This is a genomic window from Salegentibacter agarivorans, assembly GCF_900113135.1.
GTDB lineage: Bacteria > Bacteroidota > Bacteroidia > Flavobacteriales > Flavobacteriaceae > Salegentibacter > Salegentibacter agarivorans.
Window position 1 is genome coordinate 152,442 of record NZ_FOOH01000007.1, and the last position, 18,918, is coordinate 171,359.

Consider the following 18,918-nt stretch of genomic DNA (forward strand, 5'->3'; position numbering starts at 1 on the left):
ACACTTATGCTCGATAAAGTTGAATCTAATGCGATTTTAGACCGCTTGCCGGCCCATCTTCAGCAATATATAAAACCACAGAATTACGATGATTACACCCCGGTAAACCACGCGGTTTGGCGTTATGTAATGCGTAAAAATGTAGATTACTTAAGCAAAGTTGCGCACGAATCTTATCTTGATGGTTTAAAGCAAACCGGCATTTCTATAGATCATATTCCCAATATGTATGGGATGAACCGAATTTTAAAAGAAATTGGCTGGGCTGCTGTAGCGGTAGACGGCTTTATTCCGCCGGCTGCTTTTATGGAATTCCAGGCTTTTAACGTTTTGGTAATTGCGAGCGATATTCGTCAGCTCGAGCATATAGAATATACTCCTGCTCCAGATATTATTCACGAAGGTGCCGGCCACGCCCCTATTATCGCTAACCCAGAATACGCAGAATATCTTAGACGCTTTGGCGAAATTGGCTGTAAAGCTATTTCCAGCGCTAAAGATTATGAAATGTATGAAGCCATAAGGCATCTTTCTATTATTAAGGAAGCTGAAGATACACCTAAACAAGAAATTGAAGAAGCTGAAAAGAAAGTAGATTACCTGCAAAATAATATGGGGAAACCCAGCGAGATGGCGCAGATAAGAAACCTGCACTGGTGGACCGTTGAATACGGGTTGATTGGAACGCTTGAAGATCCTAAAATTTATGGCGCCGGTTTACTCTCTTCTATTGGAGAAAGCGCCTGGTGTATGACAGATAAAGTGAAGAAGATTCCATATTCTATTGAAGCTTGCAAACAGGAATTTGATATTACCAAACCTCAGCCTCAGCTTTATGTAACGCCAGATTTTGCTCATTTAAGCTCAGTTTTAGAGGAATTTGCTAATAAAATGGCTTTAAGAAAAGGCGGTCTTGAAGGAATTCAAAAATTGATAGATTCTAAAAATCTTGGAACTATAGAATTAAGTACCGGTTTACAGATCTCAGGAGATTTTTCAAAAGTTATTGAACACGATGGCAAACCAATTTATATTCAAACTTCAGGGAAAACTGCCCTTTCCCATCGTGAAAAGGAACTGGTAGGTCACGGTGTAAAAAATCACCCTGACGGATTTGGTTCGCCAATTGGCTCTTTAAAAGGAATCAATTTAGCGATTGAAGATATGAGCCCGCGTGATCTTAGGGCTTATGATATTTATGAAGGTGAAAAGATTGAATTTGAATTTGAAGGTGGGATAAAAGTAAAAGGTGAGATCATTACCGGCACCAGGAATCTCCAGGGGAAAATAATCATTATTAGCCTAAAAGATTGCACTGTGACTTATGGCGAAGAAATTTTATTTAAACCGGAATGGGGCAAATATGATATGGCGATTGGGAAAGAAGTTATTTCAGCCTTTGCCGGCCCCGCCGACAATCTTTCTTTTGATCTAATTACCCACAAAACCTCAACTACTACAATAAAAAGCAAAAGTACACCAGAACGCGAAGAACTTAATTCACTTTATGCTTCTGTTAGAAATATAAGAGAAGGAAAAGATGCGAAATTTTCATTAGACGCTGCTTTAGAACTTGTAAAAAAACATCACCCAAAAGACTGGTTGCTTTCCGTAGAAATATATGAGCTAGCAGTAGGGAAAGATGAAAAACTCGCTAAAGAAGCTCTAAATAATTTAGAGGATGTAAAATCTCTAAGACCGGATATTTCACATTTAATTGATGGCGGAATAAGCCTTATAAACAGCCAATTGGTAAGTTAATATAACATTCAAGTTTTAAATTCCGAAAAAGCAGACTAGAGTTTTATTTTTTCGAATTCTTCGGAATCATTGAAATTCTGGTCGTTGTATTGCAGCGTCCAACCCATAGAGTTGGTTAAAATATAGATCTTTTGCAATTCGCTAATTAGCCTGTTTTCAGCATTAGATTTAAGCGAAGAAGCTTCTACCTTTTCTCTAATAGATTTTTCAATTCGGCCCTTAATTTTATTGTGATCTTCCGCATCAAACTGGTTTAAATAATCCTGGGTAACATCGTAATATTTTATCTCGGGATTTATTGTAATTTCTTCTTTAGGAATAGAAGTGATGCGTACAATTTTATTTTCTTCATCAATTTCGGTTTCTAATTTACTTAGATCGTAAGCCACCGTTGCCGTAGCATTTACAATGATAAGCGCTTTCTTTCTTGCCGAAAAAATATCGAGATAAAACTTCTTTGAATTTTTATAAGAATAAACCTGGGAAAAAGTACCTTCGGTTACCACCAATTTTCCCACATTTTTAATTTGCTGCTGAAGTAAGGCTGTACTTTCTTCTAATTGATCTTTTTCAATATTTCTGTTTTCACAATAGCGAATACCAAAAACCACAAGCAAGACCAAAATGGCACCTATAAGGAAATTTCTCATTTATCAATTTTTTCTAAAGGTACAAAGAATGTGAATTTTGGAGTTTTTGAAGAAAACATTACTTTTTTAAAACACTTATGGACGGCCCCACCCGTCCATAAGTTTTTAACTTTCTAAAATCTACCCCAACAAATTTTAGAAAACGAATTAAGATACAGTCATAAAAAACGACTTCTCAGCCATTCGTTATCAATAACTTATATCTAAAATTCTAAGATAAAAATACAAAAAAAATTAATATATAAACAATTCCGAAATTAATTTAATGTTTTTTTGACGATAACTTAATTTAGAACTGAAGATGCGGATAACGCTTTTGGAGTGTTAAAACTTTAGAATTCAAATTTTTTAGAAATTTACGATGCGCTTCAGAATTGAGATTAAATGGACGGTGTGCTAATCCTTTTTGAATATTTTCCACCTCATTTAAAATCGAAAGAGAGTCTTCTGAAAACCAGGTTTCCGTAAATCTTTTCCAAATATAGTATATGGCTGTTTGAGAAGGGTGTAACATATCTTCAGTATAAAACCGATAGTCCCGAAGTTCATCCATCATCAATTCATAAGATGGAAAATAATGGGTTTTCTTGCTTTCTTCGCAAACCTTATGAACAGCGGTAATTAAATGCGCTTTGCTACGCTGATTTTCAACAAATCCGTCCTTAATATGCCGAACTGGAGAAACGGTGAAAATCACTTCAGCATCAGGGTTTATTTGGTGTGCTTCTTCCAGAATCTCATTTAAAGCTCGCTCAATTTCTTCTATAGATTGTATTTCTTTCCTAAAAGATTTCTGCGGAACTTTATGACAGTTGGCAACGCTCTGTTCACTTTCTAAATGAAAATAGCTCCAGCTAGTACCCAAAGTGATTACCAAATGTGAGCTTTGCTGAAGAAACTCACGAGCGTTTTTTAATGCGGAATTCAGGTTATTTAGTAAAACCTCAGGATCAGGATTACTTAAAGAAGAATGCGCATCAAAACAATGCCAGCGCTCCTGGTGCTGAAAAATATCCTTCTCAGTATAAAACGCGGCTTCGTTAAGTTTTCGAAAAAACTTTGCAATAGCCAAAGGATGAAAAAGAATTCCGAAGGGATTCTGTAAATTTTGCAGCTTATAGAAATCCAGTTTTTTACTGATATTCTCTACAAAACAGGAACCAATAAGAAAGATTTTAGATTTATAATCTATCTTAGGCTCAGCCTTTTTTATAGGTATTTTGGTCCTGAATTCCATAGCATTATATAGAAGCTGTCTGAAAAGGTTTTAAAAACGTCATCTTGAATTTATTTCAAAGCCTGTCCCGATTTTTTATCGGGGATCTAACGTAATGGTAATCAAAAAACATGTTAGAAGCTTAAACAAGTTCAGCTTGACGAAAATAGACTTTTCAGACAGCGTCATGCTTTATTTTAAATAAGCCTGTGCTTCTTGCAGAGCCTCGTTTATTCCTTCCGGTTTTTTACCGCCGGCAGTTGCAAAAAACGGCTGGCCACCACCACCGCCCTGGATATATTTGCCCAGGTCTTTTACAATTTTTCCTGCATGCAGGTCTTTTTCTTTTGCCAGGTCTTTAGAAATATAGCAACTTAAAAGTGCCTTTCCATTTTGCTCGGTTCCGAATAATAAAAACAAGTTTTCGAATTCATCCCCAAGTTGGAAAGCAAGATCTTTTATGCCGCCGGCATCAAGATCTACTTTCTTAGCAAGGAAATTCACCCCGTTTATTTCAGAAATTTCAGACTTTAATTCACTTTTTAGGTTTTTGGCTTTATCCTTTAGTAAGGCTTCTACCTGCTTTTTCAATGCTGCATTTTCGTCCTGCAAAGTATTTACCGCTTTTACCGGGTCTTTGGCGTTTTTCAATTCGGCTTTTATTTGCTCTAGAACCTCATCCTGGGTGGCAAAATAATCTTTTACAGCTTCCCCGGTAATTGCTTCAATCCTTCTAATTCCGGAAGCAACAGCTCCTTCTGAAGTGATTTTAAAATGCCATATTTCTGAAGTATTTTTTACATGAATTCCACCACAAAGTTCCATAGATTCTCCAAAACGAATGGCACGAACAGCATCCCCGTATTTTTCACCAAACAGCGCCAAAGCGCCCTGGTTAACGGCCTCCTTAAACGAAATACTTCGCTGCTCTTCTAAAGGTAATTGCTCGTTGATTCGCTGATTTACCAGTTTTTCAACCTGCTCTAATTCCTCTTTATTTACTTTGCTGAAGTGAGAAAAATCGAAGCGCAGATAATCTCCTTTAACCAGAGAACCTTTTTGTTCTACGTGAGTTCCCAAAACTTCCCGAAGCGCCTGGTGCAATAAGTGCGTGGCCGTATGATTAGCCGCGGTAGCCGCACGGTTTTTTGAATTTACAACCGCCCTAAATTTATCTTTTGGATTCTTAGGAAGCGATTTAGCAAAATGAACAATTAAGTTGTTTTCTTTTTTAGTATCGGTAATCTCTATTTTGTTGTTTTCGCTATCCATGAGAAAACCTTTATCTCCAACCTGTCCGCCACCTTCAGGGTAAAACGGAGTTTGCGAAAGCACAATTTGATAAAAAGCACCTTTTTTGCTTTCCACTTTTCGGTATCGTGCAATTTGGGTTTCAGCCTCTAAATGATCGTAACCTACGAAGGCTTCAGCATTTACCGAATTTATTTCTTCCCAGTCTCCCGCTGTAACCTGGGTTGCCGCACGGGACCTGTCTTTTTGCTCCTTAAGCTGAACTTCAAATTCCTTTTGATCAAGATCGAATCCGCGTTCACGTAAAATTAGTGCTGTTAAATCTATAGGGAAACCAAAAGTATCGTAAAGCTCAAATGCTTTCTTCCCCGAAACCGTTTTTCCTTTGGTTTCTGAAATTATATTTTCCAGCAAAATCAAGCCCTGGTCCAATGTTCTTAAAAAAGATTGTTCTTCTTCCTTAATCACATTTTCGCATAAAGTTTTTTGAGATTTAAGCTCAGGAAATGCTTCGCCCATTTGCTTACTTAACACCTCAACAAGCTTATAAATAAAAGGTTCTTTGGTATCTAAAAATGTAAATCCATAACGAATGGCACGTCTTAAAATTCTTCTAATCACATAACCGGCACCGGTGTTTGATGGCAATTGCCCATCGGCTATAGAAAAAGTTACCGCTCTCACGTGATCTGCAATTACCCGAATCGCGATATCGGTTTTTTCAGATTTTCCGTACTGAGAATTCGTGATTTTTTCCAGTTCAGCAATTAGCGGCGTAAAAACATCGGTATCGTAATTAGATTGTGTTCCCTGTAAAACCATACAAAGACGTTCAAAACCCATCCCGGTGTCTATATGTTTTGCCGGTAATTCTACTAAAGAACCATCAGCTTTACGGTTATATTGCATAAAAACCAGGTTCCAGATCTCTACCACTTGTGGGTGATCTGCATTTACCAGTTCTTTACCGGGTTTCTTAGCTTTTTCAGCTTCAGATCGAATATCAATATGAATTTCAGAACAAGGTCCGCAAGGTCCCTGGTCTCCCATTTCCCAGAAATTGTCTTTTTTATCGCCGTAAACAATGCGATCTTCAGGAACAATCTTTTTCCAAAGTTCCAGGGCTTCGGTATCCAATCCTAATTTATCTTCTTCGCTTCCTTCAAAAACAGAAACATAAAGATTTTCAGGAGCAATTTTAAAAACTTCGGTAAGCAATTCCCAGGCCCAGTTTATGGCTTCCTCTTTAAAATAATCACCAAAACTCCAGTTCCCTAACATCTCGAACATCGTGTGATGGTAAGTATCCATTCCCACTTCTTCCAAATCGTTATGTTTTCCGCTTACGCGAAGGCATTTTTGGCTATCGGTAATTCGGGAACTGGAAGGCTCGCTATTTCCTAAAAAATACTCCTTAAACTGAACCATCCCGGCGTTGGTAAACATTAAAGTGGGATCGTCTTTTAGCACCATAGGCGCTGAGGGAACGATTTTATGAGATTTGGATTTAAAAAATTCTAAAAACTGGCTTCTTATTTCCTGAGATTTCATCTAGCTGCTCTAATCTAAAATTATTAATTTGTGTTGGTGCTGAAACAATTTCCTATATTTGTTCGTTTACCAGACTAAACTTAGCACGGTAATTGCTAATTATTGTTGGCAAAAATAGCATAAATTTGACTCATGTCGAAGGTTAAATATTATTACGATAGCGACACGCAATCCTATAGAAAAATAGAGCGCCGAAAGGGCCGCCGCATAGGGATTGTGCTGCTTAGTATCCTGGGATCTTTCCTCTCTGGTTTTTTATTACTGGTCATTTATTTAAATATTCCTCAGATTGTAACTCCAAAAGAAAAGGCCTTAAAACGCGAACTTCAAAACATGGAATTACAATATGGATTACTGAATAAAAAAATGAACCAGGTCCAGAATGTTCTGGCAAATATTGAAGATCGGGACAATAATATTTACCGGGTTTATTTTGAAGCAAACCCAATTCCTGAAGAGCAAAGAAGAGCAGGTTTTGGCGGAATTAACCGCTACAAAGACCTTGAAGGTTTTGATAATTCTAAATTGATTATTGAAACCAGCAAGCGAATGGATATTCTCACCAAACAGTTGGTGGTACAATCTAAATCCTTAGATGAAATTGCAGAATTGGCAAAGGAAAAAGAGAGTCTTTTAGCTTCGGTTCCTGCTATACAACCGGTAAAAAATGAAGATTTAAGCAGAATTGCTTCTGGTTACGGATGGAGAACCGACCCATTTACTAAAGTGAGAAAATTTCACCACGGGATGGATTTTAGCGCGCCCCGAGGAACGCCGGTTTACGCCACAGGAGATGGCAGGGTGGAAAGAGCAGATAACCGCGCTACCGGTTATGGAAATCATATAAGAGTAGATCACGGCTATGGCTACACCAGCCTTTACGCCCACTTATATAAATATAATGTACGGGTTGGCCAGCGGGTTCAACGTGGGGATATTATTGGTTACGTGGGCAGCACGGGCAGATCCCAGGGACCTCATTTACATTATGAGATATTTAAAGATGATAACCGAATTAACCCGATTAATTTTTACTATGGAAACCTTTCGCCAGAAGAATTTGATAAGGTTCTGGAAAAAGCACAACAAGAAAACCAATCCCTGGATTAATGCATCTTAATTTACCCGATAAAAGATATTACGGCATTGGCGAAGTTGCAGAAGCCTTTAAGGTAAACACTTCCCTAATTAGGTTTTGGGAGAAAGAATTTGATGTAATTCAGCCTAAAAAAAATGCCAAGGGAAATCGCAAATTCACACCCGAGGATATTAAGAATTTAGAGCTTATTTATCACCTGGTAAAAGAACGCGGATTCACCCTGGAAGGTGCCAAAACACATTTAAAAGAAGAAAAACACAAAACCCTTAGCAACTTCGAAATTATTCGTAAGTTGGAAGGAGTAAAAGCAAAACTAATCAATCTTAAAAATCAGTTGTAGAATGAAAAAATGGTTAATCCCTGTAATAGTACTCGTAGTTCTTGGTATTATCGTTTACAGCCTCACCGCAGGAGTAAATAACACCGCAGTAGAATATGAAGAAAATGTATCTAAGAATTGGGCCGATGTTGAAAATGCCTATCAGCGAAGAAGTGATCTTATCCCGAATTTAGTTAGCACAGTAGAAGGTTCAGCCGATTTTGAACGAGGAACTTTAACCGATGTTATTGAGGCGCGAGCAAAAGCTACTTCGGTAAATGTTGATGCGGGAAATTTAGATCCGCAGCAAATTCAGCAATTCCAGCAAGCTCAGGGCGGATTATCTAATGCTTTATCCAGGCTTTTGGTCTCGGTTGAAAGATACCCCGATATAAAATCGAATCAGAATTTTCTTCAATTACAGTCGCAATTAGAAGGAACTGAGAACCGAATTAGCGTTGCGAGAAATCGCTACAATGAAGCGGTAAGACAATACAACACTTATATTAGAAAATTCCCGAATAATATTTTTGCCGGAATGTTCGGTTTTGAAAGAAAACCAGCTTTTGAAGCAGAAGAAGGTGCAGAAAATGCTCCAGATGTTGAATTTGATTTTTAAGCGAAATGGGTAAAGTAGAGGATTTTTTAAGTAAAAAAGACGAAGAGGAAATCATTAAAGCCATTAGAACGGCAGAGAGCCATACATCTGGCGAAGTAAGGGTTCACCTGGAAAAAACCACTGGCGAGATGGATATTTTTGATCGCGCTATGGAGGTTTTTCATATGCTGAAAATGGATAATACCAAACACGATAATGGCGTGTTAATATATGTTGCCGTAGAAGATCATAACTTTGTGATCTACGGCGATAAAGGAATTAACGATGTTGTTCCAGACGATTTTTGGGAAAGTACCAAAGATGCCATTGTAGAAAAATTTAAAAAAGGAGAATTTAAGCAAGGCCTGGTAGACGGAATTTTAACCGCAGGCCAGCAGCTTAAAAAACACTTCCCGTATAGCGACGAGACCCGGGACGAACTCTCCAATGAAATTTCAAAAGGATAAATGCCACAATTCACTAAAAGATTCCAACTAATATTTTTGTTTTTCCTCGTTTACTCGGGGTTTATATATGCGCAGCGCGATGTTCCTCCAAAACCAGCTGAAGAAACGAGCGTATATGACGAGGCTGATATTTTATCTTCTTCGGAAGAAAGCCGATTAAAACAGAAATTGGTTAATTATGCAGATACTACTTCAACCCAGATAGTAATTGCTACTATAGAATCCTTGCAGGGCGAATATGAAGGAGTTTATGCTGCAGAATGGGCCCAGGAATGGGGAATTGGACAAAGCGAAAAAGACAACGGACTTTTAATTCTAGTTGCTGAAAATGATCGAAAAATTTGGATTACTACAGGTTATGGTTTAGAAGAATACATGACTGATGCCCGAAGTAAACAAATAATAGAACAAATTATTCTTCCTAAATTTAGAAGCGGCAGTTATTACAACGGCCTTGATGCGGGAACTACTGCTATTTTCCAGGTCCTGGCCGGTACTTTTGAAGGCACACCACAAAGACGTAGCCAATCTAATGGAATACCTGTACAGCTTCTTGTAATGGGAATTATCTTGCTAGTAATTATTGTTTCCCTTGCCAATAAAAATAAAGGTGGAAGAAACGGTGGCAGAAGAAGTGCCGGCAGCACTTTTTTAGATGCTATTATTTTAAGTTCTCTGGGACGCGGTACTTTTGGCGGTGGTAGCTCTGGCGGAGGTTTTGGCGGCGGAGGCGGCTTTGGTGGCGGTTTCGGCGGTGGAGGCTTTGGCGGCGGTGGTGCCGGTGGAAGCTGGTAATTTCAGTTGGTAGTAATTTAGTAGGGAGTTTACAGTTGGCTATGTTTTTAACCGAAACACCTATAAAAATAAAGACTGTTTGATAGGTTTTAGTTCCGTCAAACTGAACTTGTTTCAGCTTCTAACTTGATTTTCATCTTAGATACTGAAACAAGTTCAGGATGACGATTCAAACAAACATCTCAAACAGTCTTTTTCACTTTCAGATAAAATTCAATTACCTTCCTCTTCTATTATTATTCGGGTCTTTCCCGCCAAACTTGCTTATTTTATACGTAAAACTTAGCATAAAATATTGTTCTAAAACAAGCTCTTGCGTATCCTGAATAAAATCGTCTCCGGTAAACCTTCGGGTGGCAATGTTTTGGTCCAGCAAGTCGAATACTTTTATTTTTAGCGTTCCATTATCTCCAAAAACTTCGTATCCTAAGCTTGCATTCCATAGGTAGAACGAATTTTGAAACCCGGGAGAAGCGTTCCCGATAGATTGATACGCAATATCACTTCCTATCACAAATTTCTCTGGCCAAAAAGAAGTTAGCGCCAATGAAATATTCTGATTTTTATAATTTTCTTCCCTGTTGTTAAAACTGTATTCAGCATCTACAAATTCAACGCTATAAAAGGGTTCTATAGTTACCAAATCCCTAAAATTATATTCCAGCCCTAAATTAGGAGTAAGATTTAAAGTTTTAGAGATAAAACGCTGCTCGTTGGTAAAGCCAACATTTTTATTATAATTACCATAGAGTCCTCCTCGAACTTTAATAGAGCTTTCGTTTTCCAACTCAAAGGTTTTGTCAATATTTCCTCCCCCAAAATAGCTGTAAACACCATCTACGTTGGTATATGTGGTGGTTCGCACTAAATCTTCGTCAACCGTACTTCTGGTTACCACCTGGTCATTAGTAAAATTCCCACCTAAATAAGCGTAAAAACCAGAACGGGTTTTAAAATCGAAATTATTGAAGTTAAGGTAAAACCTATGTCTTAAAGTTGGTCTAAGATCTGGGTTACCCGTAACGATATTCAACGGATTTATAGTATTTGTAACCGGCTGCAATTGGTTTAAAGACGGGGCATCCCAGGAATTATTGTAATTAAAATAAATAGCTTTCCCCTGCGCCAGGTTATACCTAAAATAAGCGTTTGCAAATAAATTTTCGTAGGTATTATCTATAGAAGTTTCAGTAAAAAGATCTTCATTCTTTAGCCTGATACTCTGGAAACCTCCAGAAACACTTGTTCTTAATTTCTCTCCGTTATACGCAAGACCTAAGCTCGGACGATGCGTAAAAGATTCAGATTTAAAATCGTTGCTCAGTTCATCATCAAGTAAAGTATAATCGCCCGTATCATTAGCATCGTAAACCAGACGTTCATTTCGGCCGTCGGCTTTATCAAAATTATAACTTACATCCAGCATTAATTTTTCGGTAATAGGGAAACGACTACTTACATCAACCCCATAATTATTATCCTTGTTTTCTTCGGAAATTAATTGATCCTGAATATCTGTATTTACCAATTCACCTTCCTGATTATAAATTTCTCTTTCAGAAAAGAAATTGTTATCCTGTGAACGTGTATTATTCTGATTATTAAATCCTAAACTATAATAACCTCCGTTTTTACCAAATTTTCTTGTAAAATTCAATCGGTTCGAGAAATTCACACTGTGAACTTCAGAATAATTATCGGTTAAAGCAGTATTTATTGGGGTACCATCTTCTGCAACAGATTCTGTGAAAGATTGGTTAGAAGAGCGACCGTTATTGGTGTTTATATTTGGTCTCACTGAAATCCTTGTTAAAGTATCTGGCTGAATCTCGAATCCTAAATTAAATCGGTGATTATTATTCACCCTGTTTCCGCTAGATTCAGAATTATTAAAGAATCTTCTATCTGGCAAAATATTTTCTCTTTGAGTTCGGCTTTCGGTTCTATTATCAGCACGACTATAGAAATAATTAGAAGAAAGTTCGGTTTCCTGTGGCCATTCGTTTACAAAACTAAATCCGGCGTTATCAGATTTTGTAATCCCGTTTGCTGATCCAAAATTACTTCCGTTAATGCTGAAATTTCCACCTCTGCTCCTACTGATGGAATAAGCATTACGGCCCATCGCATCATAAATTTCATCGAATGAGAACCCGGAAGAATTAATGTTGTTGGAACTCGCCAAAAGGCTCACGCGCATATCATTTTTAAAATAATTTCCAATTCCGCTTAATTCATAACGCTCATCGGTTCCGCCGCCTGCAGTAAGCCTGGAGAAAAATCCGCGGTTTTTATCTTCGTCTATGGTAATATTAATGGTTTTGTTTTCGGCATCTCCTTCTTTTCCGGTAAATTCTTCAGATTTAGTTTTGCTATCTACCACCTGAAGTTTATTTATCAATTCCTTAGGCAGGTTTTTGGTAGCGATCTTTGGGTCGTCTCCAAAAAATTCTTTTCCGTTCACTTTAATTTGCGAAACCGGGGTTCCGTTTACGGTAATACTACCATCTGTAGCCACTTCTACCCCGGGAAGTTCTTTAAGTAATTCTTCCAGGTTTGCATCTTTACGCGTTTTAAAAGAAGCTGCATTAAATTCCAGGGTATCTTTCTTTATCGTTACCGGCGCGCGAGAAGAAGTAATTGTTATTTCATCTAAAGCATTATCGGCTACCTGCATTTTTATAACATCAAGATTTACCTCGCTATTAATTTGCACCTGCTGAGCATAAGTCTTAAAGCCGGCATAGGAAATAAGTAAATTTAATTCCTTAATTTCTGAACTTCCAGAAAGTTGAAATTCTCCTGTATTGTCTGAAATTGTATAGGTAACCAAACTACTATCTGCCGGTTTCTCCAGGTAAACCGTTGCCGATTCCAGGGGTGCTCCCTGCGGATCGGTTATTTTACCATTTATTTCAAAATTTTGGGCTGTTAGATTTCCTGCCAAAAACAGAAAGGCAAGGGAAAGAAGAATTCTCATGGAGGGTTTAGGTGTTAAAATTTGAAAAAAATCAAGACAAAGTTATGCCTCACTAACTATATTGGTAGTTAGACTCTCAATTTGTTACAAAGTTTAACAGCTAATTTTATTTTTTTCTGAAATACACTGAAATAGGTACTCCCGTAAGATCAAATTCCTTTCTTAACTTGTTCTCTATAAAACGTTTATAAGGATCTCTAACATACTGCGGAAGATTACAAAAAAAAGCAAACTGCGGCTGTGGGGTAGGCAATTGGGTACAGAATTTTATCTTTACATACTTCCCTTTATAAGCCGGCGGAGGATTTTGCTCAATTATAGGAAGCATTATATCGTTAAGCTCGCGGGTTTTAATTTTCTTACTACGATTCTCAAAAACCTTTACCGCCGTTTCTATAGCTTTAAAGATTCTTTGTTTGGTAAGCACCGACATAAAGACGATAGGCACATCGGTAAAAGGTTCTATTTCACGCCTAATCATGGCCTCAAACTCTTTCATGGTATTGGTTTCCTTATCTTCAACCAAATCCCATTTATTTACAAGAATTACAATTCCTTTTCGGTTTCTTTGTGCCAGCCAAAATATATTTTGAACCTGCCCGTCAAATCCGCGGGTAGCATCTAAGATTACCAAACATACATCGCAATTTTCTATAGCTCGAACCGAACGCATTACCGAGTAAAATTCAAGGTCTTCTTTAACCTTAGACTTTCTTCTAATCCCGGCAGTGTCTACAAGGTTAAATTCAAACCCGAACCTATTATACTTAGTATCCATAGCATCGCGGGTTGTCCCTGCAATATCGGTAACTATATAACGTTCTTCGCCAATAAGTGCATTGATAAAAGAAGATTTCCCGGCATTGGGACGTCCCACTACAGCAAATCTTGGTAATTCGGTTTCTTCTTCGGCTTCGGTTTCAGGGAGCGCTTCTACTAAAGCATCAAGTAAATCTCCGGTACCACTACCGTTTGTACTGGCAATAGGAAAATATTCGCCAAGACCTAAAGAATAAAATTCGACAGCATTCTCCAGCCTTTTATTATTATCTACTTTATTAACAGCAAGAAGAACAGGTTTATCTACTTTTCTAAGCAATTGCGCAACATCCTCGTCCATAGGGGTTACGCCACTTTCAACATCTACCATAAAAATTATGGCATCGGCTTCATCTATAGCAAGTTCTACCTGCTTGTCTATTTCGGCTTCAAAAATATCGTCGCTTCCCACAACATATCCACCGGTATCTATAAGGGAAAAATTACGACCATTCCAATCAGATTTTCCATAATGACGATCGCGGGTTACCCCACTAACCGAATCTACAATCGCCTCACGACGTTGAATTAATCGGTTGAAAAAAGTAGATTTTCCAACATTTGGTCTTCCTACAATGGCTACAATATTGCCCATAATATTTATTCTTTATTGCCTCAAAGAGGTTTGTTTTCTGAATTTATTCAGAAAATGCAATTGTTTGCAAAATTAGTGTAAAAATTCGGGTTTACCCGAAACTTAGAAAACGGAAGTTTTCTGTAAAAAATTGAAGTATTTAAATTGAAAATTTTAGATAAAAACTTTTAGAAAATTAATTCAGAAAAATTATTCATTATACCCAAAACGCTTTAACTGGCGTTGATCGCTTCTCCAGTTTTTGTTCACTTTTACGTAAAGTTCAAGATGAACCTGTTTCCCAAAGAATTTCTCAAGATCTTTTCGGGCTTCTACCCCAACCCTTTTTAAAGCGGCACCTTTATGACCTATAATAATTCCTTTTTGAGTTTCGCGCTCTACCATAATCACGCTACGCATTCTAATGATTTTCTCTTCTTCAAAAAATTCCTGCGTATCAATTTCTACCGCATAAGGAATTTCCTTTTTGTAATGCATTAAAATCTTTTCGCGAATAATTTCATTTACAAAGAAACGTTCGGGCTTATCGGTAAGCGTGTCTTTTGGATAAAACGCCGGAGATTCTGGTAATAACTCAATAATTCGGTTAAATACTTCAGCAACATTAAAACCTTCTAAAGCCGAAACCGGGAAAATTTCAGCATTGGGCACTTTCTCTGTCCACATTTGTACCTGGCTTTCCAATTCTTCCTGGTTAGATTTATCAATTTTATTCAGCAATAAAATAACAGGAATATCGGTTCCTATAATTTTATTAAAAAAGGCTTCATCTTTAAGTTCCTTTTCCCCAATTTCTACCATATATATCAAAACATCGGCATCTTCAAAAGCAGATTTTACAAAACCCATCATAGATTCCTGCAACTCGTAAGCCGGTTTAATAATTCCGGGGGTATCGCTTAACAACACCTGGAAGTCTTCGCCATTTACAATTCCCAGAATACGGTGGCGGGTGGTTTGCGCTTTAGAAGTGATAATAGACAATTTTTCGCCTACAAAAGCATTCATTAAAGTAGATTTCCCCACATTAGGGTTCCCAATAATATTTACAAATCCTGCCTTATGTGCCATTTTGATAATTTTTATGCTGCAAAGGTAAGACGATTCACTTACAGTTATCTGCTTTTGATTTAAATTTATTTCATAAATAGGTTTTGCATTAATTTTCTATTAAAATTTATTAGTAATTTGATAATCAGATAGCTTCATATTATTAATACATTAAAAATTCTTACTAAAGTGGCTACAAACTTGGCTAACAAAAATAATTGGCTAATTTTGCCGGCTCTTATGAAGCAAAGAAGAAATATACAATCGTCTCCACTTACGCCGCCCTAGGCAGTTAAGTCTTCATTTCTATTAGATTCCGAAAATTTATTTCCTGCGGAAGAGAATCCGCTTTCCCTTATTTATTAAAATTATATTCTGATGAAAAAAATCTTCAACCTGTTTGATTTTTCACAAAAAGTAGATTACAAAAACGAAGTTTTAGCCGGACTTACCGTTGCGCTGGCACTAATACCAGAAGCAGTTGCCTTTGCATTAATCGCCGGACTTTCGCCTTTAACAGGTTTATACGCCGCATTTGTTATGGGATTAGTAACAGCTATTTTAGGTGGTCGTCCAGGGATGATCTCTGGCGCTACAGGAGCGGTTGCTGTGGTTATAGTGGGTCTCTCAATTTCTCATGGACCAGAATATATATTTGCTACAGTAGTTTTAGCCGGATTAATACAGGTTTTAGCCGGAGTTCTAAAACTTGGGAAATTAATTAGGCTTGTACCCCACTCTGTGATATTTGGCTTCGTAAACGGTTTGGCGATTATTATTTTTATGTCCCAATTAGACCAATTTAAAGCTTTAAACCCTGTTACCGGCGAGTTAGAATGGATGACGGGTCCACCAATGTATACATTTCTTGCGCTTGTAAGTGTTGCAATTTTAATTATCTGGCTTTTACCAAAACTTACAAAAGTAGTGCCGGCTACTCTAGTTGCAATTTTAGTGGTTTTTGGGATTGTAGCTGCCCTGGGAATAGATACTAAAACTGTGGGTGATATTGCTTCTATTAAAGGTAGTTTTCCTCCTTTCCATATTCCTATGGTACCTTTTAACCTGAATACTTTAATGCTTATTTTTCCATATGCCGCAATTATGGCCGGAGTTGGTTTAATTGAAAGTTTATTAACTCTAAATATTGTAGACGAAATTACGGAAACCCGGGGAAGCGGAAATAAAGAATGTGTGGCACAGGGAACTGCCAACGTACTTTCAGGTTTTTTCTCTGGGATGGGTGGTTGCGCAATGCTTGGTCAAAGTTTAATTAACGTTTCTTCTGGAGCACGTGCCCGATTATCGGGTATTGTTGCTGCTGTTTTTTTATTAATCTTTATTATGTTCGGCTCTTCGGTTATTGAATTACTTCCAATGGCGGCCTTAACCGGGGTTATGATTATGGTTGCAGTGGGAACTTTTGAGTGGGCCAGTTTAAGAACTTTTAGAAGAATGCCTAAATCTGATATTTTGGTAATGGTATTGGTAACCGTAGTAACTGTAATTCTTCACAACCTTGCTTTAGCCGTATTGATAGGAGTTATTATTTCAGCACTTGTTTTTGCCTGGGACAACGCAAAACGTATTAGAGCCAGAAAGCGTATTGATGAAGATGGCATAAAACATTACGAGATTTACGGCCCTCTATTCTTCGGATCTGTGCAGACTTTTAATGATAAATTTGATGTTTTAAACGATCCTGAAGAAGTAATTATAGATTTTTCTGAGAGTCGTGTAGTAGATATGTCGGGGATTGAAGCCTTAAATAAGCTTACCGAGAGGTACCATAAACAAGGCAAAAAACTTCATTTAAGACATTTAAGTCAGGATTGTCGAAGACTGCTTAGTAATGCAGATGCAATTATAGATGTAAACATTTTAGAAGATCCAACCTATAAAGTTGCGGTAGATAAAGCTTAAGTTTCTTAACTTTATACTTCAACTAAAATACACACGATGTCTATAATTGCTGAAGGAGAAAAGAAGTTCGAAGAAATAACTTCTGTGCAGAACAAGGCAATGCGCCTTAATCTAAATGAAAATATCTACGGAACTTTTGCTGAAATTGGTGCCGGGCAGGAAACCGTGCGGCACTTCTTTCGGGCAGGAAATGCTTCCGGAACTGTTGCAAAAACCCTAAGTGCCTATGATAAGGATTTTAGCGATGCGATTTACGGGATTGAAGATGATGGCCGTTATGTGACAGAGGACAGGTTAACGAGTATGATGCGCTACGAAACCGGACTTATTGAAGAGCGTATTTCCCGTCTAAAACATCCTAATAAATTATTTTTTAGCTATGCCAATACCGTAGCAACCATAGACTGGGCAAAAAAATATAAAGGCCATGGTTGGCTGGGAATTAGATTTCAAACAAAACCGGGAGAAGATTATAGCGAAATTGTTCTGCATGTGCAGTTTCACGAAAACAATGCTTCGCACCAGCAAATTAGCCTGGGGATAATGGGCGTAAATCTTATTCACGGTGCCTTTTATCACTACGATAATCCTAAAAAGCTACTCAATCATTTATTTGATCATCTAACCACCGACAAGATTGAAATTGATGCTATTAATTTCACCGGCCCTGTTTTTAAAGACGTAGACAATAGATTAATGAGCCTGGAATTGGTTAAAAAAGGCATTACAGAAGCCATTATGTTCGCTCCCGATGGCAACAATATTTTACCGGCCAGTTTACTTTATAAAAAGAATATTTTAACGCTACGCGGAAGTTTTAGACCGGTTACTAAAGTAAATATGGCGATGTATGAAAAATCGCTAGAACTTTTCCTGAATGAAAGAAAAGTTGATAAGGATAAAACGGTAGTTATTTTTGAAATTACACTTTCTAATTTAAAAGGCGAAGGAGAAATAGACGAGCAGGATTTCCTGGATCGTGCCGATTTACTAGGTTCTTTAGGCCAAACGGTAATGATTTCTAACTTCCAGGAATATTACAAGGTGGTAGAGTATTTTGGCCAACATACAAAAGAAAGAATGGGCCTTACCATGGGTGTAAGTACACTTCAGGACATTTTTGACGAAAGATATTACCGCCATTTAAGCGGTGGAATTCTTGAAGCCTTTGGAAAATTATTCTTCAAAAGCTTAAAGATTTATCTTTATCCTCTTAAAGACCAGGAAACGGACGAGATTATTACCAGTGAAAATCTAAAGGTGCATCCAAGAATGCAGGAACTTTATCAATATTTTAAAGATAATGGCCGGGTTGTAGATATTAAAGATTATGATCCTAAAACCTTAGATATTCACTCCAGGCAGGTACATCAAATGATTAGAGAAGGGAAAACCGAATGGGAAGATATGCTGCCGGAAAGCACTACAAAAATGATTAAAGAAAAAGAACTTTTTAGAGGAAAGTAGAGAAAAAATCACCTCTGCCTTTTTCAGAAGTATTTGTAAAGAATAATCAAGTAGGGTGAAGATAATAAATATTTGAGCATTTATTACCTTCATCCCTCTTCCAGAACCGTGCATACGGGTCTCGTACACGGCTCATGTTAAATCTTATTCAGTACTGTTTGATAGTACTGATGCAAAGTGTTCCCTTCAACTGTGTCCATTGCGTACAACCCTAATTCTGAGAAGTACTTATTTGGCAGGGCATAGTGTATTAAATTGGTGGAGGAGTTTCTCCATCGGGTTACCGATATCTTAAGAAAATTCCCCTTATAACCCATACGCCTTAGTTGTCGGTGAAGAGGTTTCCAGCTTTTCCAGCTTTTCATCACCATCATTCG

At 37.5% G+C, this 18,918-nt stretch carries 15 protein-coding genes; 8 read left to right on the plus strand and 7 right to left on the minus strand.

What is annotated here, in order from left to right; translation table 11 throughout:
- Positions 1–6: 6 nt before the first annotated feature.
- Positions 7–1,761 (plus strand): aromatic amino acid hydroxylase, encoded by a 1,755-nt coding sequence (locus BM084_RS07195; RefSeq protein ID WP_093303929.1) that lies wholly within the window; start codon positions 7–9, stop codon positions 1,759–1,761.
- 35 nt (positions 1,762–1,796) lie between these two features.
- On the opposite strand, the gene BM084_RS07200 is transcribed toward BM084_RS07195, so the two are convergent.
- The 3 genes from BM084_RS07200 to alaS form a co-directional block, all read right to left on the minus strand.
- Positions 1,797–2,411 (minus strand): DUF4230 domain-containing protein, encoded by a 615-nt coding sequence (locus BM084_RS07200; RefSeq protein ID WP_093303931.1) that lies wholly within the window; start codon positions 2,409–2,411, stop codon positions 1,797–1,799.
- A 289-nt stretch (positions 2,412–2,700) separates the two neighbouring features.
- Positions 2,701–3,648, minus strand: a complete 948-nt coding sequence (locus tag BM084_RS07205) for a GSCFA domain-containing protein (RefSeq protein WP_093303934.1) — start codon at positions 3,646–3,648, stop codon at positions 2,701–2,703.
- A gap of 171 nt (positions 3,649–3,819) precedes the next feature.
- Complete coding sequence (gene alaS / locus BM084_RS07210; protein ID WP_093303936.1) at positions 3,820–6,429, minus strand: alanine--tRNA ligase; 2,610 nt, start codon at positions 6,427–6,429, stop codon at positions 3,820–3,822.
- Positions 6,430–6,561: 132 nt separating this feature from the next.
- Here alaS and BM084_RS07215 point away from each other — a divergent pair, with 132 nt between their 5' ends.
- From BM084_RS07215 to BM084_RS07235, 5 genes are read left to right on the plus strand one after another with little or no spacing between them, the layout of a single operon-like run.
- The gene (locus BM084_RS07215) at positions 6,562–7,539 is read left to right on the plus strand and encodes a M23 family metallopeptidase (RefSeq protein ID WP_075325891.1); all 978 of its coding nucleotides are present in this window, start codon (positions 6,562–6,564) and stop codon (positions 7,537–7,539) included.
- Positions 7,539–7,868 carry a MerR family transcriptional regulator gene (locus tag BM084_RS07220; protein ID WP_057480627.1) on the plus strand — a complete coding sequence of 110 codons (330 nt, stop codon included), beginning with the start codon at positions 7,539–7,541 and terminating at the stop codon, positions 7,866–7,868. The genes BM084_RS07215 and BM084_RS07220 overlap by 1 nt, the downstream gene beginning before the upstream one ends.
- Before the next feature lies 1 nt (position 7,869).
- Positions 7,870–8,466, plus strand: coding sequence for a LemA family protein (locus tag BM084_RS07225; protein ID WP_093303939.1), 597 nt, complete (start codon positions 7,870–7,872; stop codon positions 8,464–8,466).
- A gap of 5 nt (positions 8,467–8,471) precedes the next feature.
- Positions 8,472–8,912: a TPM domain-containing protein gene (locus BM084_RS07230; protein WP_093303942.1), complete on the plus strand. Its 441-nt coding sequence runs from the start codon at positions 8,472–8,474 to the stop codon at positions 8,910–8,912.
- Positions 8,913–9,707, plus strand: a complete 795-nt coding sequence (locus BM084_RS07235; RefSeq protein WP_093303944.1) for a TPM domain-containing protein — start codon at positions 8,913–8,915, stop codon at positions 9,705–9,707. It abuts the gene before it with no gap.
- A 217-nt stretch (positions 9,708–9,924) separates the two neighbouring features.
- Here the strand turns inward: BM084_RS07235 and BM084_RS07240 are convergent, their stop codons facing one another.
- The 3 genes from BM084_RS07240 to era form a co-directional block, all read right to left on the minus strand.
- Positions 9,925–12,687 carry a TonB-dependent receptor gene (locus BM084_RS07240; RefSeq protein ID WP_093303948.1) on the minus strand — a complete coding sequence of 921 codons (2,763 nt, stop codon included), beginning with the start codon at positions 12,685–12,687 and terminating at the stop codon, positions 9,925–9,927.
- A 106-nt stretch (positions 12,688–12,793) separates the two neighbouring features.
- Positions 12,794–14,101: a ribosome biogenesis GTPase Der gene (der, locus tag BM084_RS07245; protein ID WP_075325886.1), complete on the minus strand. Its 1,308-nt coding sequence runs from the start codon at positions 14,099–14,101 to the stop codon at positions 12,794–12,796.
- A 189-nt stretch (positions 14,102–14,290) separates the two neighbouring features.
- Complete coding sequence (gene era, locus BM084_RS07250; RefSeq protein ID WP_075325885.1) at positions 14,291–15,172, minus strand: GTPase Era; 882 nt, start codon at positions 15,170–15,172, stop codon at positions 14,291–14,293.
- A 357-nt stretch (positions 15,173–15,529) separates the two neighbouring features.
- On the opposite strand from era, the gene BM084_RS07255 reads away from it, so the two are divergent.
- Positions 15,530–17,074 carry a SulP family inorganic anion transporter gene (locus tag BM084_RS07255; protein WP_093303952.1) on the plus strand — a complete coding sequence of 515 codons (1,545 nt, stop codon included), beginning with the start codon at positions 15,530–15,532 and terminating at the stop codon, positions 17,072–17,074.
- 36 nt (positions 17,075–17,110) lie between these two features.
- Positions 17,111–18,541, plus strand: coding sequence for a hypothetical protein (locus tag BM084_RS07260; RefSeq protein ID WP_093303955.1), 1,431 nt, complete (start codon positions 17,111–17,113; stop codon positions 18,539–18,541).
- Positions 18,542–18,678: 137 nt separating this feature from the next.
- On the opposite strand, the gene BM084_RS19275 is transcribed toward BM084_RS07260, so the two are convergent.
- Positions 18,679–18,918 (minus strand): hypothetical protein (locus tag BM084_RS19275; protein WP_218152241.1); only part of this gene is annotated, 240 nt, incomplete at its 5' end.